Genomic DNA, 19,634 nt, shown 5'->3' on the forward strand with positions numbered 1-19,634 from the left:
AACTCTAAAGCGCTCGAGAGATCACTTCCTTCATCATTTCACTCGTTCCACCGTAGATGCGCTGCACGCGTGCGTCGGCATACATTCGTGCAATAAGGTACTCGTTCATGAAGCCGTATCCGCCGTGCAACTGCAAACATTCGTCGACAACCTTACCCTGCTGCTCCGATGCCCAGAGTTTGGCCATCGAGGCTGTTGCCGCATCGAGCGTGCCGGAAACCAACGCCTCGACGCATTCATCAACAAAGCTGCGCGTGACCTTCGTGATCGTCGCCAACTCGGCCAGTCTGTATTTTGTATTTTGGAATTCGGCGATCGACTTTCCGAAGGCCTTGCGCTCGCGGACAAAATCGAGCGTGGCCTCGAGAGCGCCTTCCATTGCTGCCACTGCCATGACGCCGATAATCGTGCGCTCATAGGGCAGGTCGGACATCAATTGATAGAAGCCGCGACCTTCCACTCCTCCGAGTAGATTCGAGGCTGGCACGACAACCTCGTCGAAGAACAGTTCGGAAGTGTCCTGAGCCTTCAGTCCGAGCTTGTCGAGCAAGCGGCCGACCTTAAAGCCGGGAGCTTTTGCCGTCTCGACCAGGATGATCGACATTCCGCTCGCCCGCTCGGACGGATCGGTCTTCGCAACGACGAGCACCAGGCCAGCAAGGAGGCCGTTCGAAATAAAGGTCTTTGAGCCGTTGATCACATAGCTCCCGTCGCGCTTTTCAGCGCGGGTCCGTATAGATTGGAGATCCGATCCGGCACCCGGTTCGGTCATCGCGACCGCGCCGACCAGCTCTCCACTCGCCAAACGCGGCAAGTATTCGCGCTTTTGCTCCTCCGTTCCGTGATTCAGCAGATAGTGCGCCACGATCGTGTGGACCGACGGGTTCATTCCCGTCAGGCCGCGTCGCGCCATGGCGTCGTAGAAGATCGCTTCGTGCCGAAAGTCGCCACCGCCGCCGCCATATTCTGTCGGAATGTCCGAACAGAGAAGTCCAAGCGCGCCGGCCTTAAGCCAGAGTTCGTGCCCGACATTCCCTCGCTCGCGTGCCTCTTCGTCAAATGGCGCCATTTCCTTGTCGACGAAGCGGGCGACCGTTTCGCGATACATCTCGAGGTCGGAATCGAGCCAGGAGGGTCGATAGTCAATCATGCGCCTACTCGTCGTTCCTATGAAAGCAACCATCGCTTTCGTTTCCGGCTGGCTTCCGCATTTTCATCCAAACGTGATCGATTGAACCCGTCGCGCACGACTTCGACAAAGCTTCGATTTCATCTGCTGTCGAAAGCATGCGCGGCGGTTCTCTGCGTGGGGGTCTATTCCGTGTCCCCGTTGATCACGTCTCCGAAGAGCTCCCACTTTTCGCCGCTAAAGCGCATCAACCGAAGTTGGCTGATCGGAGCAAAGTCGGTCGGCGAGGTGTTCAGGTAGATTCCCGGCAAGAGCGCCTCGGTCCGCCAATCCTTCAGGTTCGCAGCCTGCTTCATGACGTTCTCGCGGGTGAGGTCGTCGCCGCATTGCTCCAACGTCTGGGCCAGCGTCTCCGCAAGCGCGTAGCCGGTGATCAGCAAGATGTCGCGCTTGTTGCCTTCGGGATAATACTTGCTCAGAAAGCCCTGAAACTCCTTCATGCCGGGATCATTCTCCCACTGCGGATCCGCCGGGTCCTTCAAGTAGGTGGCGGAGATGATGCCCTGTGCGTTCTCAAAGCCAGCAGGTTTGATCACGCTGCCGACCGACGCCGAGACGTTGCTCAGGATGTGCAGCGGCTTCCAGTCAACTTCGGCAATCTTCTTGATTGCCTGAGCCGCAAATTTGGGTGAGCTGATATCGACCAGGGTATCGGCCCCTGTCGCCTTGAGCTTGACGATGTGACTGTCGATCGTCGGCTCTGATGTTTCGTAGCTTTCCTCGGCGATGATCTGAGCACCGAGCTTGTCCTTGAGACCCTTCAGGTAGTCCTTTCCGAGATCGTCGTTCTGATAGAAAACGGCGACTTTGGCGTTTGGCTTTTCCCTGAGGATGTACTTCGCGTAGGCGCGAGCCTCGCTCTGGTAGGAGGGTTGCCAGCCCGTAGTCCAGGGGAAGTTCTTGGGATCGTTGAACTTGGTGGCGCCCGCCGCCACGAAAAGCTGTGGGATCTTCTTGGAGTTCAGATACTTCTGGATAGCTGTGTTGTTGGCCGTGCCCAGCGGATCGAACATGAGCAGAACTTCGTCGCTCTCCACCAGCTTGCGCGTCTGCTCGACGGCCTTGGGCGGTGAGTACGCGTCGTCATAGCTGATGAAGTTGACTTTGCGGCCGTTGATCCCGCCCTTGTCGTTGATCATCTTGAAGTATGCGGCCTCCACCTGGCCGATGACGCCGTAGGCAGATCCCGGACCGCTGTACGGCATGAGATTACCGACCTTGATCTCGGTGTCGTTGGCCCCCGTATCATACTTCTTCTGGGCGAGCGCCGCGCCCGACGCGAGCGCGATCACTGCTGTTGCCAGAGCGGTCGTCCCTATAATCCTAGCAAGCATATGAAGTCTCCTTGTGAGTTTCACTTCTGTTTTAGTTTGGCGACCCAGCCTTGGCTTAGGATCGCGACCTGCCTTGCGCCATGTGGCACAAGATAGATGACGAGAAACAAGAGGACGCCGAACACGGCGCCGGAGAGGCCCTTGGAGATGCCCTCCGCGATGTTCGGCACGAAGATGATGAAGGCCGCACCGACGATCGAGCCCGGCAGCCAGCCGACGCCACCAACGACCATTCCGAGGAACAGCTGGATCGCGAGCGTGATGGTGAAGCTGTCGGGCGCCACGAACTGCACCGCTATGGCGCTTAGACCGCCGGCCACGCCGGTGATGCCTGCGGACACGCCGAAGGCCAGCGTCTTGTACAGCGCGACGTTGACGCCCATGGCGGAGGCCGCGATCTCGTTGTCGCGGATCGCCATGAAGGCGCGGCCCGAGCGCGAGCGCAGCAGATTGACCGCGAAGATGTAGATCGCGAGCACGACGACGAGGGTGAAGTAATACAGCCACATGTCCTGCGACATCTTCAGGCCGAACGGCGCATCGGGCTTGGTGACGACGAGGCCCTGCACGCCGCCGGTCCAGTGCTCGAGGAAGTTCAGCTTCAGAAGCTGCGGCATGGCGGTGGCGAGCGCGAAGGTCGCAAGCGCAAGATAGACGCCGGAGAGCCGCAGCGCCGGCTGGCCGAACAGGAAGCCCGCGCCGAAGCAGAGCACGGCCGCGACCGGCAAGCAGAGGAAGTACGGGATGTTGAACTGCTCCATCATGACAGCGGTGACGTAGGCGCCGATGGCGTAGAACGCGCTCTGGCCGAGCGAGAACTGTCCGGAACCGCCGGTCAGGATGTTCAGCGCCAGCACGGCAAGGCCCAGATACAGCAGCTGGGTCAACTGGAAGATCACGAAGTTCTTCGCGAACAGGGGAACGGCGACGAGAAGCAGCAGCACCACCAGCGAGGTGCCGGTGCCCAGCGTCATGGCCCGCTTCGGAACGGCTTCGACCGCCTCGTTGCCTTCGGCAACGACTTCTTCTGCTGCGCTCATGATCAAACTCGCTTGACGATGTGCCGGCCGAACAGGCCAGCGGGTTTGACGACCAGGACGGAGATGATCAGCGCGAGCGCGATCGGGAGTTTCAGCTCATTGCCGACGCCGGGGATGTAGGTGCCGGCGAGGTTCTCGAAGATGCCGACCAGGAAGCCGCCGACCACGGCGCCGAACGGGCTGGTGAGACCGCCGAGCACGGCTGCGGCAAAGCCGTAGATCAGCACGCCGCCCATCATGTTGGGCTCGAGGAACACCACCGGCGCAATCAGCATGCCCGCGATCGCGCCGATCGCAGTCGCCATGCCCCAGCCCAGTGCAATCATCCAGCTGGTGTTGATGCCGACGAGGCGTGCCGATTCAGGCACCGACGCGCCCGCACGCATCGCAAGGCCGATCCTTGTGTACTGGAAGAAGAAGTAGAGGCCGAGCAGCAGCAGCACGGTGACGCCGATCATGCCGACCTGGTGGGTCGAGATCAGCTGGCTGCCGAGGAACGGCGCCGAGCCGAACGGGGTCGGATATTGCTTGATGGTGAAGTCCCAGATCAGGCCGGCCGACGAGTTGATGATCGCAAACAGCGCGATGAAGCCGGCGACGTTGGTCAGGACCGGCGCCTTCGCAAGCGGCTTGAACAGGATGCGCTCGATCGCGATGCCCGCGACGAAGGAGAATGCCAGCGTGATCAGGAAGGCGGCCCAATAGGGCACCCCCCACTGCATCAACTGCCAGGAGATGAAGGTCGAGAACATCGCCATCTCGCCTTGCGCGAAGTTGAGATGGTCGATGGCCTGGTAGATCATGACCACGGCGAGCGCCATGCAGGCGTAGATCGCGCCCGTGGCAATGCCGGCCAGGACCTGGTTCGTGAACAGCTCCATTGTCCCGGCTCCCTCAGTAACCCAGATAGGATTTGCGGATTTCTTCGTTGTTCGCGATGTCCTTGGCATTGCCCGACATCACGATGCGGCCGGTCTCGATCACATAGGCCTGGTCGGCGAGCTCGAGCGCCAGCTGGGCGTTCTGCTCGACCACCAGGATCGACACCTTGTCCTCGCGGTTGATCTTGCCGAGGATGCCGAACAGGTCACGGACCACCAGCGGCGCGAGGCCGAAGGAGGGCTCGTCCAGCAGCATCAGCCGCGGCCGCAGCATCAGCGCGCGGGCAACCGCGAGCATCTGCTGCTCGCCGCCCGAGAGCGTGCCGGCCTGCTGGGTGTGGCGCTGCTTCAGCACCGGGAAATGCGCATACATGCGCTCGATGTCGGAGACGATGCCGGCGCTGTCCTTGCGGGTGATGGCGCCGAGCTGGAGGTTCTCCTCCACCGTCATGGTGGTGAAGGTGCCGCGGCCCTGCGGCACATGGGCGATGCCGAACCGCACGATGCTCTCGGTGGAGCGGTTGTTCAGCGGCTTGCCGTCGAACTCGATCCCGCCGGTGGAGCGCACCATGTTGCAGATCGCGCGCAGCGTGGTGGTCTTGCCGGCGCCGTTGGCGCCCAGCAGCGTCGTCAGCGATCCCTCGTTGAGCGAGAAGGACAGGCCATGCAGCGCCTGGACCTGGCCGTAATAGGCGCGCAGGTCCTTGACGTTGAGAAGAGTCGTCATTGGTCCTTGCTCCCGAGATAGGCCTTGATGACGTCGGGGTCTGCCTGCACCTGGGCGGGCGTGCCTTCCGCGAGCTTCTTGCCGAAATTGAGTGCGACGACGTGGTCGGCGATCGACATCACGAGGCCCATGTGGTGCTCGACCAGCAGCACGGTCATGTGACGCTCGTCGCGGATGCGGCGAATGAGGTCGCCGAGCACATAGACTTCCTCGTGGTTGAGGCCACCGGCGGGCTCGTCGAGCAGCAGGATCTTCGGATCGGCCGCCAGCGCGCGCGCCAGCTCGACGCGCTTCTGCGTGCCGAAGGGCAGGCCCGACACGGTGGTGTGGGCGACGTCCTCGAGGTCGAGATAAGCGAGGATCTCGTGCACCTTCTTGTTGACGTCGCTCTCGCTGCGGCGGATCCAGGCGAGGCGAAGCGAGTCGCTGATGATGTCGCTGGAGGTGCGCGCATGCGTGCCGACGCGGACGTTGTCCATCACCGAGAGGTTCGGAAACAGCGCCACGTTCTGGAAGGTGCGGCCGATGCCGATCTCGGCGATCCGGTGCGGCGGGCGCGTCAGGATGCTCGCGCCTTCCATCAGGATGTCGCCGGACGACGGCTGGTAGAGCCGGGACAGGCAGTTGAAGAACGTGGTCTTGCCGGCGCCGTTGGGGCCGATCAAGCCGAGGATCTGGCCCTTGTGCATGTCAAAGGACACGCCGTTGAGCGCGGTGATGCCGCCGAAAGCGACCGTCACGCCACGAACCGAGAGCAGAACCCCTTGATCCTTCATTTGCCTCACTTGAACCATGCTCTACCCCAAAACGCCGGAGCACCGGCACTCTCTTCAGGCCGGGAGACCTTCGGACTTCAGCAATCCCGCGAGCCGGCCACGAATCGTAACCTTGGCGTCAGCCACGATCCGCTCGATCAGGCGCTGGCACGTGGGGACATCGTGAATGAGCCCTTGCACTTGCCCTGCCCAGATCAACCCAGCGTCAAGGTCACCGGTTTCGAGCGCAACGCGTCCCTTCGCCCCCGAGACCAACGGCCGGACATCATCAAACGCGGCTTCAGGTACATTCGATATCTCAACGACCTTGTCGGACACGCTGTTCTTGGCGACCCGGCCCGTATTCCGAAACCTGCGGAAGATAAGGTTCGTTGCGCGCTCGTCGTTCTGAACCAGAAACTGCTTCACTGCCTCGTGTATCGGAGCCTCAACCGTCGCGCAGAAACGCGTGCCCATGTTGATTCCGTCGGCCCCGAGAGCCAAGGCAGCTGCGAGACCACGACCATCACCGAAGCCGCCGCTGGCCAACATCGGAATGGAAATCTTGTCTGCCGCAGCGGGGATCAATACGAGACCAGGCACGTCATCCTCTCCGGGATGGCCAGCGCACTCGAAGCCATCGATCGACACAACGTCGACCCCCATCTTCTCGGCGGAAAGGGCGTGTCGAACCGAAGTGCACTTGTGAATGACGATGATGTCATGTGACTTGAATTCATCCACATGCTCTTGTGGCCGCGCGCCTGCCGTCTCGACCACCTTGATGCCGCTTTCGATGATGGCCTTTCGATACTCGGCGTAAGGAGGAGGTGTCACCGAGGGAAGGATCGTCAGGTTGACCCCGAAAGGCCTATCGGTCATCGATCGGCAGCGATCAATCTCTCTCCGCAGATCGTCCGGGGTCGGCTGGGTCAAAGCCGTGATGATACCCAACCCGCCAGCGTTGGAGACCGCGCTGGCGAGCTCCGCACGCCCGACCCACATCATGCCGCCCTGCATGACCGGGTGGCTGATACCGACGAGCTCCGTAAAGCGGGTTTGGAAGGTCATCCCAAAACCTCAACGATGGTCACGTTGGCGATGCCGCCGCCCTCACACATCGTCTGAAGGCCATATCGCTTGCCGCGGGCCTTCAAAGCGTGGACCAGCGTCGAAAGGAGCTTCGTGCCCGAAGCGCCGAGCGGGTGACCGAGCGCGATCGCGCCGCCGTTTACATTGAGCTTTGCGGGGTCCGCCTCGATGGCCTGAAGCCAGGCAAGCGGCACCGGTGCGAATGCCTCGTTGACTTCGTACAAGTCGATATCACCGATCTTCATTCCTGCCTTCGCGAGAGCCCGTCGGGTAGCGTTGATGGGCTCCTCAAGCATGATGACGGGATCGCCAGCGGTTACCGTAAGACCGACGACGCGCGCGATCGGCTTCAGATTGTGCTCCTTGAGAGCCCTCTCGCTAACGACCAGCGCGGCGGATGCGCCGTCGCAGATCTGGCTTGCATTGGCGGCGCTGACAACACCACCGTCTTTCAGAAGCTTGACCGAGCCAATCGACTCCAGCGAGGCGTCGAACCGAATGCCTTCGTCCACGGTGTGCTCGCCCCCTTCGATCTTGAGGGGCACGATCTCGTTCTTGAAGGCTCCCAATTTCGTAGCCTCTGCGGCCCGCCGATGACTTTCGAGAGCGAACCGATCCAATGTGAGCCGATCGAACCCGTATTTCTTTGCGATCATTTCGGCGCCCTCGAACTGGCTGAAGGTTTCCACACCGAACCGCTTCTGAATGCGGTCGCTGATTGGACCGGTCCCGATGCCTTCCTTCTGGTGCAGCAACACGTTCGAGAACATCGGGACGCGGGTCATGCTCTCCGCGCCGGCGGCGATCACGACGTCTTGCGTGCCGGACATCACTGCCTGGGCAGCGAACTGCACCGCCTGCTGCGAGCTGCCGCATTGCCGGTCGATCGTCACGGCCGGAACGGATCCAGGGAGCTTGGAGGCAAGAACCGCATTCCGTCCGAAGGCGAACGCCTGTTCGCCGGCCTGCGTCACGCAGCCCAGAATCACGTCGTCGACGGCAGCAGGATCAATCCCCGAGCGGTCCACGACCGTGTTGAGCGTTTCCGCCGCCAGATTGGCGGGATGCCAGCCGGCCAGCTTGCCGTTGCGCCTGCCACCTGCCGTTCGTACAGCTTCGACGATATAAGCTTCGGCCATGGAACAATTCCTTTCATCCGTTTGAATTTCGACGAGCGACGAAGGCCGCTACGCGACGACGTGATTCTTCCGAGTTACCCAGCGCGGCAATGCTCCGCATCTCGCGCTCGAGTTGCGTCTCCAGCGTGCTATCGTAACTTTCGAGCAGGAGACGCCGGACCGCACCGAGCGCTGCCACCGGCTCGGCCGCGAGCTTCGCAGCGAGTTCGGCGCCGGAGGCAAGCAACTGCTCGCCATCGACGATGCGCGTGACGATACCAATTCGCTCTGCCTCGTCGCTCGACACGCGACGGTTGGACAGGATGATCTCCTGAGCTCGCCTGAGGCCAACCACCCGCGGCAGCAGCCAGCTCATTCCTCCGTCCGGGCTGAGGCCCAAGGCGGTGTAGGCCGGGCTGAAGTGAGCCGAGCGGGTTGCCAGCGCGACGTCGCCGATCATCGCGAGGCTCATGCCGGCTCCGGCTGCGGGGCCGTTCACGAGCGTGATCAGCGGCTTTCTCATACGCATAAGGCGCATGATTGCCGCGTGCAGCGTTTCCGCCAGATCCTCCAGGAAGGCCGAGACGTCGGCGCCGGCTGCGGCGAAAGCGCTGACGTCCCCGCCCCCGCAAAAAAGCTTGCCGCGCCCGGTCAGAACAACGCACCGGATGTCATCGTCCTCGTCGCAACGTTTGGCGGCCTCCAGAAGAGCTCGAGCCAGAGCGGGATCGATCGTGTTACCGTGGTCCGGGCGCGACAGGGTCACGGTCGCGATCTGCTCGGTGCAGGAGAACTCGATAGGGGCGCTCATGGGAGGTTCTCCAGCGCGCGAACAGCCAACGCAGCCAGTTCTGGAAAGGTCTTGCCGCGCTCGATAGCCTGCGTCGAGGAGGCCGTGCCGCGCAGCGCGCGACCAGCAATGCCATGCATGATCGCCGCGAGCCGGAAGAAATTGAAAGCAACGTAGAAGTGCCAGTCCGGAATCGTTTCGCGTCCGGTCGCTCGGCAATACCTCTTGATATATTCCGCTTCGCTCGGAATGTTGAGGGCCGCCAGATCGGCTCCGCCAAGACCGGCGACGATATGAGGAGGCATCCGATACATCATCGCGTGATAGGCGAAGTCCGCCAGCGGATGTCCGATGGTCGAAAGCTCCCAATCGAGTACGGCGATAATTCGCGGCTCTCGGGGATGAAAGATGAGATTGTCGCAGCGAAAGTCGCCATGGACGATTGCGACCTCCTCACCTTGGGGAATGCGTTCCGGGAGCGCTTTGACGAGGCGGTCCATGTTGGCGTCGCGCCCGGCCTCAGGATCTTCCTGATACTGCCGTGACCAGCGACCCAGCTGCCGCGCGAAGTAGCTGCCCGGCCTTCCGTAGTCGCCCAGACCAATCGAAACCGGCTTAATGGAGTGCAGCTGCGCGATGACGTCGCACATGGCATAGAAGTAGGAAGGACGATCTTCGCGGCTCACCTCGGGAAAAGTTGCATCCCAGAAGATGCGGCCTTCGACGAGCTGCATCACATAGAATTCGCTCCCGATGACAGACTTGTCGGCGCAATATCCGTAAATGCGCGCCACCGGAAACCCAACTTGCGACAGCGCGCTTTGTACGCGAGCCTCGCGATCGACTGCGTGCGCGCCGGATACCAGCAAACCCGGCGGTTTCCGCCGCAGGACGTAGACACCGTCCGCTGACTGAAGACGGTAGGTCGGGTTCGACTGACCTCCCCTGAATTTCGAGGCGTTGAGAGGTCCTCTAAATCCATCGACGTTGGCCGTCATCCATCGCGACAAGGCGTCCTCGTCGAGACGATAACCCTCGGAGGGCTCAGTCAGTCCGGAATTCGCCGCTTCGTCGAGAGCGCTCACGGGTTTGCCTTCTGCCAGTCGCGCTTGATCTTCTTTGCAAGCGACCATTTGTGCACCTCGGTGGGGCCGTCATAGATTCGAAATGCGCGAACCTCACGGAAGACCTGCTCGACGATGGTTTCGTTGGTGACGCCAGATCCACCCATCACCTGCACGCAGCGATCGGCCACCCGCATGAGCGCCTCGCTGACCGCGACTTTCGCCATCGAGCTCTCGTTCGTACCGAGCGATCCCATATCGAGAACGCTCGCACACCAGGCGATCATCAACTCGGCCTGTTTGAGATCGATGAGGTTGTCGGCAAGCATGAAGCCAACTCCCTCGTGATCAATCAGCGTCTTCCCGAAGGCTTGTCGGCGGTTCGCGTATCTTGTCGCGATTTCGTTGGCGCGAATGCAAGCGCCCAGCCAGCGCATGCAGTGCGACAACCTGGCCGGCGACAGGCGGATCTGTGCATACTTAAAGCCCTCGCCCGGGTGTCCGAGCATCTGATCGGCGGGGACGCGCAAATTTCGGATGGTCACGACAGCATGGCCACCCGGCATCGAGCTGTCGATCGTGTTCGGTACATGATCGATGGTGATCGCCGGATCGGGCAGATCGACGAGGAACATGCATGCGCCCTCCTCGGCCTTTGCCATCACGATGCCGACCTTGGCTCCGCGTGCCCCCGTGATGAAGGCCTTGCGTCCATTCACGACCCACTGGTTGCCGTCCGGACGACAGGTCGTCGTCATCATGGATGGGTCTGATCCCGCTCCCCCCTCCTCAGCTGGCTCGGTCATGAAGAATGCAGACCGCGCGCGCCCCTCGACGAGCGGTTTTAGAAACCGCTCCTTGATCTCGGGCGAGCCGATTTTGCCCAGAAGGTACATATTGCCTTCATCGGGGGCCGCCGTGTTGCATGCGAGCGGTCCAAGCGGCGATAGGCCTGTCTTGGCCAGGACTATCGCCGTCTCGCTCTGCGAGAGATGTGAACCGTCGGGCAGTATGTGCGGCGTCAATACGCCTGCCGCCCGCGCCAGTTCACGCAACTCCGTGACCAGTTCGTCCTTTGGGCAATCATGATGATCACGGCGAGGATCGCGCTCGTACGGAACCACGATATCCCGAACGAAGCGCTCGACGCGATCGGCGATCTCCTGAGTACGCTGCGCGCCGATCCCGCTCATTTCGGTGCCATCCGGATTGCGCCGTCGAGGCGGATCGTTTCGCCGTTGAGCATTGGATTGGCGATGATGGACTCGACCATTTGAGCAAATTCGGAGGGATGACCGAGCCGGCTCGGAAATGGAACCTGCTTGCCGAGCGACTTCTGCGCCTCTTCAGGCAGCGACATCAGCAGCGGGGTCAGGAAGATGCCGGGCGCGATCGTCATGACCCGGATGCCGTAGCGCGCGAATTCACGCGCAAGAGGCAGGGTCATGCCGACGATGCCGCCCTTGGATGCCGAATAGGCGGCTTGGCCGATCTGGCCATCGAATGCGGCAACGCTGGCGGTGTTGATGATGACGCCTCGTTCCTCGTCGGCAAGCTCAGCCGCATGAAGACGCGCGGCGAACTTCGACAGGACATTGAAGCTGCCGATCAGATTGATGTTGATCGTTCTGGCGAAGTCACGCAGCGGCAGCGCCTTGCCGTCTCGGCCGATAGCCTTGCCGGGCGGGCCGAGGCCGGCGCAGTTGACCAGGATGCGCGCTTTGCCGTCCAAGCGCTCCGCGGATTCGAGCGCCTGCTCGACGCCATCCTCATCGGTCACGTCGACTTTAACGAAGTGCCCACCGATAGCCTTGGCGTGCGCCTCTCCCAACTCGGAGTTGAGATCCAAGATCGTCACTTTGGCGCCGGCCGCCGCTAAACGCTCGGCCGCGGCGCCCCCGAGACCGGATGCGCCGCCGGTGACGATCGCGGCTGTTCCCTTGATGTGCATGCTTATCTTTCCTGTCTTCGAGGTTCAAACTTCGATTGCCATCGCGGTCGCTTCGCCGCCGCCGATGCAAAGGCTGGCCACGCCTCGCTTGAGACCGCGCGCCTTGAGCGCAGCGAGCAAGGTGACAATGATGCGCGCGCCGCTCGCGCCGATGGGATGGCCGAGGGCGGTCGCACCGCCATTGACGTTGAGTTTCTCAGCCGGAATATCGAGTTCGCGTGCGGCGATCATCGCTACCACGGCAAACGCCTCATTGATCTCGTAGAGATCGACGTCGGCGGCCGACCACCCGGCCTTGGCGAGCACCTTCTGGATTGCGGGCACCGGGGCGGTCGTGAACAGAGCCGGCGCGTGGGCGTGAGCAGCGTGCCCCCGGATCGTCGCGGCGATCGGGAGCCCCAATCTCTCGGCGATGCTTCGGCGGGTCATTACCAGGGCGGCAGCTCCATCGGAAATGGACGACGCGTTGGCAGGAGTGATCGTGCCGTCAGGAGCAAACGCCGGCTTCAGGAAAGGAATCTTCTCCGGCTTCGCCTTTCCGGGCTGCTCGTCGGTATCAGCGACCGATCCAGTTTTGGCTGCCGCCGGCAGGGCCACTATCTCATCAGCGAATGCTCCGCCTGAAATTGCGGCCTTGGCCCGGTCCAGGGACCGGAGCGCATATTCGTCCTGCGCAACGCGACTGAACTGAAACTCGCGCGCAGCATCTTCCGCGAAGACGCCCATGGCCTTGCCTGGAGTGTACGCATCCTCCAGTCCGTCCATCATCATCGTGTCGATGATACGGTCATGCCCGATGCGCGCGCCGCCGCGATGCTTGGGTAGCGCATACGGCGCGTTCGTCATGCTCTCCATGCCGCCCGCGACGACAACGTTCGCGGAGCCCACCGCAATCGCGTCGTGAGCCAGGATCGCGGCTTGCATCCCGGAACCGCACATTTTGTTGACGGTCGTTGCCTGAGCGCTGAGAGGCAACCCCGCCCCGAGCGCAACTTGTCGAGCGGGAGCCTGACCAAGAGCGGCCGGCAATACGCAGCCCATGACCACTTGGTCTACGTTTTCCGTCGCGACGACGGCCCGTTCGACCGCCGCCTTCACTGCTGCAGCACCCAGCTCGGTGGCCTTGAAGCGAGCGAGCGACCCCTGGAACGACCCGATGGGCGTACGTGCGTAGCTCGCGATGACAACTGGATCGGACATAGACGCTCCTCGATGCATTTCGTTGCCGGTCACGTTGCTGCCGCGGTTTTCGCAAGATCGCGCGCAATGACCATTCGCTGAATGTCTGATGTGCCTTCGTAGATCTGGCAAACGCGCACATCGCGGTAGATCTTGGCGACCGCATAATCTTCCAGATAGCCGTAGCCGCCGAATGTCTGTAGCGCGCCGGAAACCACCTCCTCGGCTGTTTCGGAGGCTACGAGCTTGGCCATCGACGCTTCCTTGAGACAGGGTAGAGCGGCGTCCTTCATCGCGGCCGCATGCAGCACGAGCTGATGAGCGGCCTCAAGTCTTGCGGCAAGGTCCGCAAGACGAAATCCGACGGCCTGATGCGAGATGATTGGGGCTCCAAAACTCTTGCGCTCGCCCGAGTACCTCACCGCCGCGTCAAGAGCGGCGCGCGCCATTCCCACACATTGAGCCGCAATGCCGATGCGGCCGACTTCAAGATTGGAGAGCGCTATGGAGTAGCCCGCGCCCTCCGGCCCGAGCCGCAACCCTTCTTCGACGAAAACGTCATCGAACCGAAGGGCACAAGTGTCGGACGCCGCCTGCCCCAACTTGCGTTCGACCCTCTCGACGCTGTACCCGGGACTATCAGTAGGGACCAGAAAGGCCGAGATCCCGCGTTTGCCCGCTGCAGGATTGGTTACAGCGAATACGATCGCGAGGCCGGCAGTTCGTCCCGACGAAATGAACTGCTTCGCTCCGTTTAGCTTGTAGCCATCGCCCGCGCGAACGGCGCGCGTCCTCAACGCGGAAGCATCCGAGCCCGCCTCCGCCTCTGTTAGTGCGAATGCGCCGATCATTCGCCCAGAGATCAGCAAGGGTAGAAATTTCGCTTGCTGCGTCGGCGTACCGTCCTTCAACAAGCCTGATACGATCAGACTGTTCTGAATGCTCAATATCGTAGACAGCGCGCCATCAGCCGCTGCGATCTCGATGAGTGAGGCCGCATAGGCCACGTAGTCCGCACCAGCTCCGCCGACAGCATCGGGAGCCGTCATTCCCATCAGACCAAGACTCGCGAGCTCTTCAAATAGCTCCGGCGGGTACCCATTGGCTTCTTCGTACTCGCGGGCGCGGGGAGCAATCCGCTCCTGAGCAAACTTGCGCACCTCGTCGCGGATGGCGGCTTGAGTTTCGTTCAGGATCATGACGAAGCTCCCGCCGAATATCCGCCAATGACGGGTAGACGGCGAACGAGTGCGACCGCGCCATGAACGAGGGAGCGAAGCAACGAAATAGCTGATTTCATTGAGTTTTGCGCCGATTTAATCGGCTCCTCCCCTGTCGAAATCCCGCGCTTCTGCATCGGCGGATAAAAGTGATATTGACGTCATATTACCGATCATCCGTCCCGTCAAGGCTTCGCGCGGATGCTGCGAGCCAAACGCGTGGCACTTTGGGATGATGACCGCTCGATCGCGCGCTTATGGCCCTGGGCGGCATTCACGACGATGCGCAACGCACCTGCTTGGCCGCCGCACGCAGTCGCATCGATGGCCGATCGCGGCCCAACCGAATAGTCGATGCGGCAATTTAAGACGGCATGATGCTAGAGCGAGCAAGCAAGACAGACCAATTGAACCCACGCACAGCAGCGAGCTGGCGACTGGATCAATCGATGGCGATAGGCTGCCGGCTGCGGATACAATCCGAAATTTCGGTGAGGCCGCCTCAATCGCGCATGGCTCTCGTGCACGGTTCGATTGTCAGGCGGTAGGCAACTAACTTGCTACCGTCGAAAACTTCCAGGGAGGAATCGCAGACCGGACAGCGGTACTCGCCTATTTCGCCCGGCCGTGACGATAATTCGAGACGTCGAAAACCAGCGCCGCACTCAGGACAAACGACGTCGCTCTTTTTCATGTCACACCGGCCTCATGCTGCGAGATGATATTTCTCTAACCGCCGATGCAGCCAAGCGGAGCGACTTCCGCCTTGCTACCGGAAACCAGCGTTCGTGGACGCACGCCCTAGTTTGGAGCAGGCGAATCTTCTTTGACCGCGCCAAACACACCTCGGTACCAGATCTTCGCGCAGTGCGATCCTATGTGCTCGACCTCGGCGTCACTTGGATCTTCCGAGGCGAGATCAAGCTTCATATAGGAAACCTGCTCCATCGTAGCGCCGAGCACTTCGGCAGCCATTTCAGGATCGAGTTCGCGACCTAGTTCGCCTAGCCCTTGAAGCCGTGTCAGCCAGGTGGAGGTACGCCTAACGAAGCGGCTACGTTCCGTGACATAGAGAGACAGAAATGTCGCCTTCTCGCCGCGAGCGGCCGCCTCCCGCATGACACGCAATAACTTACGATGCCGGGCATAGATCTTGAGATAAGCGATGGTATTCTCAACGAACTCTGCTTCGGTTGCCTTCAACGAGCGGCCAATCCTGCGTTTGCTTGCGACGTAGATCTCGTCGACCAGCGGCTTCAACACGGCCAGCAGAATTTCGTCCTTGTTTCGAAAGTGCCGATAGAAGTTGCCGTAAGACGTGCGGGCAATCTTGACAATGTCCTCGACCCGGGTGGCCTCATACCCCTTGCGCGCGAATACACGCGCCGAGGCGTTGAGCAGCCGCTCACGCATCGCGGCCCCCTTCGCTGTCGCGGGGGCCAGCGGCTCTAAAGCAGAATCATCGGTCTCCAGCATTTGCCATCCATAGCATCGCGATCCCTTGACCACTAGCCCGCAATCAGTAATGTGACATCAATATCAGTTCTTGTTCAAGCTCAAACTTCAAGCAAATCAAGGGTAGGAAGAGCAAAAGGCGCTGCCTGACTTGCCGCCGTAGCCAGTGAAACGCCTTGCAAGCGCAGGCCGACCATAGGCGGTCAGCATCACGAACCCGCCAGCAAATTCCGCTCGATATCAACTCCGCGTCTTCCTCGGAAGGGCGGCATCCAGGGAGTGATCATGTATCCGGGGACCCATGCACTTACAAATCCGGACCGCCCTGCCCTCATCATGACAGCGACCGGTGAGGTCGTGACCTATGCCGAATTGGAGAACCGGTCACGGCGAGTTGCAAATTGGCTCTTCGACGCGGGCCTGCGGCCTGGCGATGTGGTCGGCGTACTCTCCGACAATAGCTCTTGGATTTTCGACATCTATTGGGCCACTCAGCGTTCGGGTCTGTATCTGATGCCGATAAACTATCGGTTGAGCTCTGATGAAGTCGACTACATGCTCGCCAACTCCGGCGCTGCCGCGTTGTTCGTGGGTCGCGGTGGTGTCGAGACGGCCTCAAGACTTGGTACGCACAGCCAGCTCAAGCGTCGCATCAGTCTCGAAGGGGATCTGCCTGGTTACGAGCCATACCAGCATCTACTGAAAACCGCGCGCGCCACCATGCCATCCTTCCAACCTCGTGGCGCCGACATGCTGTATTCCTCCGGCACAACCGGCAGACCCAAAGGCGTAAAGCATGCGCTGCCGGAGCGGCAGGTTTCCGATCCAGGCGATACGATGGTGCAGATGTTCTCGTCGAACTTCGGTTTCGACGAGAGGACCATCTACTTGTCTCCTGCGCCGCTCTATCATGCCGCGCCGCTGCGAACCTGCGCGACCGTCCAAGCGCTCGGGGGCACTGCGTTGGTCATGGACAAGTTCGACGCCGAAGCGGCTTTGGCCATCATCCAACGCTACAAGGTGACCCACAGTCAGTGGGTCCCGACCATGTTCGTCAGGATGCTCAAACTGCCCGAGTCAGTGCGGGGTCGGTATGACATCAGCAGTTTGCAGGTTGCCATTCACGCCGCCGCTCCGTGTCCCGTTGAAGTCAAGCGAGAGATGATGACGTGGTGGGGTCCGGTATTGTGGGAGTACTACTCCGCCACCGAAATGAACGGGATGACCGTGATTGGGCCCGAGGAGTGGCTCAGAAAGCCCGGCTCCGTCGGTCGCGCCGTACTGGGGAAAATTCATATCTGCGACGAGGAAGGCAACGAAGTCCCAATGGGTCAGACGGGTGCCATCTATTTCGAACGCGACGGGATGCCGTTTGTCTACCACGACGAGCCCGAGAAGACACAAGCCGCGCAACATCCTGCACATCCGTATTGGACGACGGTCGGCGATATCGGACACGTCGATGCCGACGGCTATCTGTTCTTGACCGACCGCAAGGCATTCATGATCATCTCCGGTGGGGTCAACATCTACCCTCAAGAGATCGAGAACGTCCTCGTCATTCATCCTGCGATCGCGGACGTAGCCGTTATCGGTATTCCCGATCCTGAAATGGGCGAACAGGTCAAAGCAATAGTGCAACTCATGCCCGGCATCGAAGGCAACGACGACTTGGCGCAAGAAGTCATCGCCTTCGTGAAGGCACGGGTTGCCAGCTACAAGGCGCCCAAGAGCGTCGACTTCGTGCCCGAAGTCCCGCGATCGCAGACGGGCAAGCTCATGAAGCAGGAGCTGCGCAAGAGGTATTGGCCCGAGAAATCCGCCTAGCGACCGCAGTCAAACAATAAGAATGACGATGTCTAAGCGGGAGCCGAGCGTCAGAGTCGTAAGCGGCACGCGACAGCCGACAGACAATTCAGACGCATCAATTCATAGGCAGCACCGATATGATCAGCGAGTACATGCAAGATGGCATCCTGATAGCGACCATCGACATGCCTGGTCGCTCGATGAATGTCTCCTCGAACGCGTTGATGTATGAATTCGAGGTCGTAATCGACCGGGCGAATAGGGATCGCGACGTCCGGGGACTTATAGTGACGTCCGGCAAGAGTTCCTTCCTCGCTGGTGCCGATCTGGAGATGGCTCGCGCGTACACGAAATTGGGCCTCACCGCGGATCGTGACGAGCTTCAGGCCGTTTGCGGCCGGTTGGGCCGACTATTTCTGCGCCTAGAGACTTTGCCTAAACCCACGATCGCCGCTCTGAATGGCCTCGCTCTCGGTGGTGGCCTTGAGGTTGCAATGGCCTGCCGTTGGCGGATCGTAGCCGACGACCCCCGGGTGCAACTTGGGCTGCCGGAAATAAAGTTGGGCTTGATGCCGGGCGGAGGCGGAACGCAACGCCTCCCCCGCCTAATCGGTATCGAACGTGGTTTAGAGTTGCTCTTGAATGGAAGCTCCGTCGGGCCTGACGAGGCAAAGCTGTTAGGGCTGGTCGATCAAATCGTCGCCAAGGATAATCTGATCGATATCGCCGTCGCTTTCACAGAACAAGCGTCTCGACGGCAGCTGCCATCCAAGTTTGCTCCGAGACTGCAGCCCGGACCGTTCAATCTGGAGGATGCTGATATCGTTCGCCAAATCACGCGGCATTACGGCCACGGCGACGACGTCACTGCAGACTATCCAGCCTATGACGCTATTGTGCGGAGTGTTGTGGAGGCGCGCGATCTGACGGTGGAAGAAGGAACGCGCGTCGAATTGAGCCATGTTGTCGAACTCATCCAAGACCCAGTGGCCGGCAACATGGTCTCGACCTTGTTTCTGTCACGTCAACGTGCGAGCAAATTGCTGGCAGGTGCTGCGACGATCACCCGCTTCGCCGTCGAGGGGACTGACGCCGGTGCGCAAGCGCTTTGCGCGGATCTTCGCGCCTCGGGAGCCTCCGTTGTCGACCTTTGTCAATCTCAGCCGTCAGACGTACGCATCGTGTCTGGCTCCTATCGCACGGAGAACGAGGCCGATCTCAAAATCCTGAACGCAGCGCAAGATCGGCGCGAACATTTCATTGGCGTCCACTCCGCGAGTTCGTCCGAGTACGGGCGCGCCCTTGAGATCATAGCAACGCCCGGAGATGATCGCATCGGCAAGGCGCTTGCTCTGGCTAAACAATTGCGAGCGACGCCCTATATCCATGACGGCGAGCGCTCGCTGTTGGCGATCCTCGCCCTGATAAAGGATCGGGGCATCACGGAAAACTTCCCGCGCTTACTCATCCTAGCTGCGCAGGCGCTTGCAGCGAACCGACGAGAGGCGCGCAACGAGGTCGGGGATGCCTCTTTGGCAGATGTTGCCTGTGTGGTGGGCGGCGTGTTCCCCGCCTATTCCGGAGGGCCATTGACTTGGTGGTCGTCGGAGGGGCCTCTTGCTCCAGATATCTTGCGTTCAGTGGATGGGTTCTTGAGCGGCGGATGGCTCCCTGAAGAGTGAACGGCTCCTCAGCTCCTGATCTAGTGGCCTGTCGTCGTATAGCGTCGCCCCCCGTCGTCGGGCATCTAGGCCCTAGCTGCTATGATCGACGTCTCGCTCGCTCAGATGCTCGACGTACGGGCGGCAGGTCGCGCGTTCCGTGGCTTGGCATGCGATCGGCCTCGTCCGTCTCAGTATCTTCGGTGGCCGACTCTGCCCTTCGCAGGATTAGGTCTGGCTTTTGCCAACGCGTTGCGTTGGAGACACAATTCTTCGATTTTCGTCAGCATTCTTTCCACAATTGCCTCCGCCGCGTCGACGCGTATCCCAGCGAGTCGGAGACGGGCGATCTCTCTGCGATGACGCCCA

General features: G+C 60.9%; 17 protein-coding genes. 2 read left to right on the forward strand and 15 right to left on the reverse strand.

Annotated features, from left to right (window positions below):
* Nucleotides 1–4: 4 nt before the first annotated feature.
* From NLM33_RS24405 to NLM33_RS24480, 15 genes are all read right to left on the reverse strand, one after another.
* Nucleotides 5–1,150 carry an acyl-CoA dehydrogenase family protein gene (locus NLM33_RS24405; RefSeq protein WP_254099527.1) on the reverse strand — a complete coding sequence of 382 codons (1,146 nt, stop codon included), beginning with the start codon at nt 1,148–1,150 and terminating at the stop codon, nt 5–7.
* 164 nt (nt 1,151–1,314) lie between these two features.
* Nucleotides 1,315–2,523, reverse strand: coding sequence for an ABC transporter substrate-binding protein (locus tag NLM33_RS24410; protein WP_254099534.1), 1,209 nt, complete (start codon nt 2,521–2,523; stop codon nt 1,315–1,317).
* 20 nt (nt 2,524–2,543) lie between these two features.
* Nucleotides 2,544–3,563 (reverse strand): branched-chain amino acid ABC transporter permease, encoded by a 1,020-nt coding sequence (locus NLM33_RS24415; protein ID WP_254099536.1) that lies wholly within the window; start codon nt 3,561–3,563, stop codon nt 2,544–2,546.
* A 2-nt stretch (nt 3,564–3,565) separates the two neighbouring features.
* Nucleotides 3,566–4,444, reverse strand: coding sequence for a branched-chain amino acid ABC transporter permease (locus tag NLM33_RS24420; RefSeq protein ID WP_254099539.1), 879 nt, complete (start codon nt 4,442–4,444; stop codon nt 3,566–3,568).
* A 13-nt stretch (nt 4,445–4,457) separates the two neighbouring features.
* On the reverse strand, nt 4,458–5,171 hold the full coding sequence (locus tag NLM33_RS24425; protein ID WP_008135694.1) for an ABC transporter ATP-binding protein: 714 nt from the start codon (nt 5,169–5,171) through the stop codon (nt 4,458–4,460).
* Nucleotides 5,168–5,947, reverse strand: coding sequence for an ABC transporter ATP-binding protein (locus NLM33_RS24430; RefSeq protein ID WP_371929985.1), 780 nt, complete (start codon nt 5,945–5,947; stop codon nt 5,168–5,170). The genes NLM33_RS24425 and NLM33_RS24430 overlap by 4 nt, the downstream gene beginning before the upstream one ends.
* A gap of 54 nt (nt 5,948–6,001) precedes the next feature.
* Nucleotides 6,002–6,997 carry a nitronate monooxygenase family protein gene (locus tag NLM33_RS24435; RefSeq protein WP_254099543.1) on the reverse strand — a complete coding sequence of 332 codons (996 nt, stop codon included), beginning with the start codon at nt 6,995–6,997 and terminating at the stop codon, nt 6,002–6,004.
* On the reverse strand, nt 6,994–8,157 hold the full coding sequence (locus NLM33_RS24440; protein ID WP_254099545.1) for an acetyl-CoA C-acetyltransferase: 1,164 nt from the start codon (nt 8,155–8,157) through the stop codon (nt 6,994–6,996). Before NLM33_RS24440 ends, NLM33_RS24435 begins: the two co-directional genes overlap by 4 nt.
* Before the next feature lie 13 nt (nt 8,158–8,170).
* Nucleotides 8,171–8,947 carry an enoyl-CoA hydratase/isomerase family protein gene (locus NLM33_RS24445; protein ID WP_254099547.1) on the reverse strand — a complete coding sequence of 259 codons (777 nt, stop codon included), beginning with the start codon at nt 8,945–8,947 and terminating at the stop codon, nt 8,171–8,173.
* Nucleotides 8,944–10,059, reverse strand: coding sequence for a phosphotransferase family protein (locus NLM33_RS24450; protein ID WP_371929986.1), 1,116 nt, complete (start codon nt 10,057–10,059; stop codon nt 8,944–8,946). The genes NLM33_RS24445 and NLM33_RS24450 overlap by 4 nt, the downstream gene beginning before the upstream one ends.
* Nucleotides 10,008–11,183: an acyl-CoA dehydrogenase family protein gene (locus NLM33_RS24455; RefSeq protein WP_254099549.1), complete on the reverse strand. Its 1,176-nt coding sequence runs from the start codon at nt 11,181–11,183 to the stop codon at nt 10,008–10,010. The genes NLM33_RS24450 and NLM33_RS24455 overlap by 52 nt, the downstream gene beginning before the upstream one ends.
* The gene (locus NLM33_RS24460; protein ID WP_254099551.1) at nt 11,180–11,941 is read right to left on the reverse strand and encodes an SDR family NAD(P)-dependent oxidoreductase; all 762 of its coding nucleotides are present in this window, start codon (nt 11,939–11,941) and stop codon (nt 11,180–11,182) included. The genes NLM33_RS24455 and NLM33_RS24460 overlap by 4 nt, the downstream gene beginning before the upstream one ends.
* A gap of 24 nt (nt 11,942–11,965) precedes the next feature.
* Nucleotides 11,966–13,141, reverse strand: coding sequence for an acetyl-CoA C-acyltransferase (locus tag NLM33_RS24465; RefSeq protein ID WP_254099553.1), 1,176 nt, complete (start codon nt 13,139–13,141; stop codon nt 11,966–11,968).
* A 29-nt stretch (nt 13,142–13,170) separates the two neighbouring features.
* On the reverse strand, nt 13,171–14,319 hold the full coding sequence (locus NLM33_RS24470; protein WP_254099562.1) for an acyl-CoA dehydrogenase family protein: 1,149 nt from the start codon (nt 14,317–14,319) through the stop codon (nt 13,171–13,173).
* Nucleotides 14,320–15,141: 822 nt separating this feature from the next.
* On the reverse strand, nt 15,142–15,816 hold the full coding sequence (locus NLM33_RS24480; RefSeq protein WP_254099566.1) for a TetR/AcrR family transcriptional regulator: 675 nt from the start codon (nt 15,814–15,816) through the stop codon (nt 15,142–15,144).
* Nucleotides 15,817–16,080: 264 nt separating this feature from the next.
* Between NLM33_RS24480 and NLM33_RS24485 the strand changes: the two genes are divergently transcribed.
* Both NLM33_RS24485 and NLM33_RS24490 read left to right on the forward strand, forming a co-directional pair.
* Complete coding sequence (locus tag NLM33_RS24485; RefSeq protein ID WP_254099568.1) at nt 16,081–17,622, forward strand: acyl-CoA synthetase; 1,542 nt, start codon at nt 16,081–16,083, stop codon at nt 17,620–17,622.
* A gap of 119 nt (nt 17,623–17,741) precedes the next feature.
* Nucleotides 17,742–19,286 carry an enoyl-CoA hydratase-related protein gene (locus tag NLM33_RS24490; RefSeq protein WP_254099570.1) on the forward strand — a complete coding sequence of 515 codons (1,545 nt, stop codon included), beginning with the start codon at nt 17,742–17,744 and terminating at the stop codon, nt 19,284–19,286.
* Nucleotides 19,287–19,634: the final 348 nt, after the last annotated feature.

It is taken from the genome of Bradyrhizobium sp. CCGUVB1N3 (assembly GCF_024199925.1).
GTDB lineage: Bacteria > Pseudomonadota > Alphaproteobacteria > Rhizobiales > Xanthobacteraceae > Bradyrhizobium.

What these genes read in the sequence shown, in the direction of transcription:
- NLM33_RS24405 (WP_254099527.1), bottom strand. Translation starts at nt 1,150, where the DNA reads ATGATTGACTATCGACCCTCCTGGCTCGATTCCGACCTCGAGATGTAT.
- NLM33_RS24410 (WP_254099534.1), bottom strand. Translation starts at nt 2,523, where the DNA reads ATGCTTGCTAGGATTATAGGGACGACCGCTCTGGCAACAGCAGTGATC.
- NLM33_RS24415 (WP_254099536.1), bottom strand. Translation starts at nt 3,563, where the DNA reads ATGAGCGCAGCAGAAGAAGTCGTTGCCGAAGGCAACGAGGCGGTCGAA.
- NLM33_RS24420 (WP_254099539.1), bottom strand. Translation starts at nt 4,444, where the DNA reads ATGGAGCTGTTCACGAACCAGGTCCTGGCCGGCATTGCCACGGGCGCG.
- NLM33_RS24425 (WP_008135694.1), bottom strand. Translation starts at nt 5,171, where the DNA reads ATGACGACTCTTCTCAACGTCAAGGACCTGCGCGCCTATTACGGCCAG.
- NLM33_RS24430 (WP_371929985.1), bottom strand. Translation starts at nt 5,947, where the DNA reads ATGAAGGATCAAGGGGTTCTGCTCTCGGTTCGTGGCGTGACGGTCGCT.
- NLM33_RS24435 (WP_254099543.1), bottom strand. Translation starts at nt 6,997, where the DNA reads ATGACCTTCCAAACCCGCTTTACGGAGCTCGTCGGTATCAGCCACCCG.
- NLM33_RS24440 (WP_254099545.1), bottom strand. Translation starts at nt 8,157, where the DNA reads ATGGCCGAAGCTTATATCGTCGAAGCTGTACGAACGGCAGGTGGCAGG.
- NLM33_RS24445 (WP_254099547.1), bottom strand. Translation starts at nt 8,947, where the DNA reads ATGAGCGCCCCTATCGAGTTCTCCTGCACCGAGCAGATCGCGACCGTG.
- NLM33_RS24450 (WP_371929986.1), bottom strand. Translation starts at nt 10,059, where the DNA reads ATGGTCGCTTGCAAAGAAGATCAAGCGCGACTGGCAGAAGGCAAACCC.
- NLM33_RS24455 (WP_254099549.1), bottom strand. Translation starts at nt 11,183, where the DNA reads ATGAGCGGGATCGGCGCGCAGCGTACTCAGGAGATCGCCGATCGCGTC.
- NLM33_RS24460 (WP_254099551.1), bottom strand. Translation starts at nt 11,941, where the DNA reads ATGCACATCAAGGGAACAGCCGCGATCGTCACCGGCGGCGCATCCGGT.
- NLM33_RS24465 (WP_254099553.1), bottom strand. Translation starts at nt 13,141, where the DNA reads ATGTCCGATCCAGTTGTCATCGCGAGCTACGCACGTACGCCCATCGGG.
- NLM33_RS24470 (WP_254099562.1), bottom strand. Translation starts at nt 14,319, where the DNA reads ATGATCCTGAACGAAACTCAAGCCGCCATCCGCGACGAGGTGCGCAAG.
- NLM33_RS24480 (WP_254099566.1), bottom strand. Translation starts at nt 15,816, where the DNA reads ATGCTGGAGACCGATGATTCTGCTTTAGAGCCGCTGGCCCCCGCGACA.
- NLM33_RS24485 (WP_254099568.1), top strand. Translation starts at nt 16,081, where the DNA reads ATGTATCCGGGGACCCATGCACTTACAAATCCGGACCGCCCTGCCCTC.
- NLM33_RS24490 (WP_254099570.1), top strand. Translation starts at nt 17,742, where the DNA reads ATGATCAGCGAGTACATGCAAGATGGCATCCTGATAGCGACCATCGAC.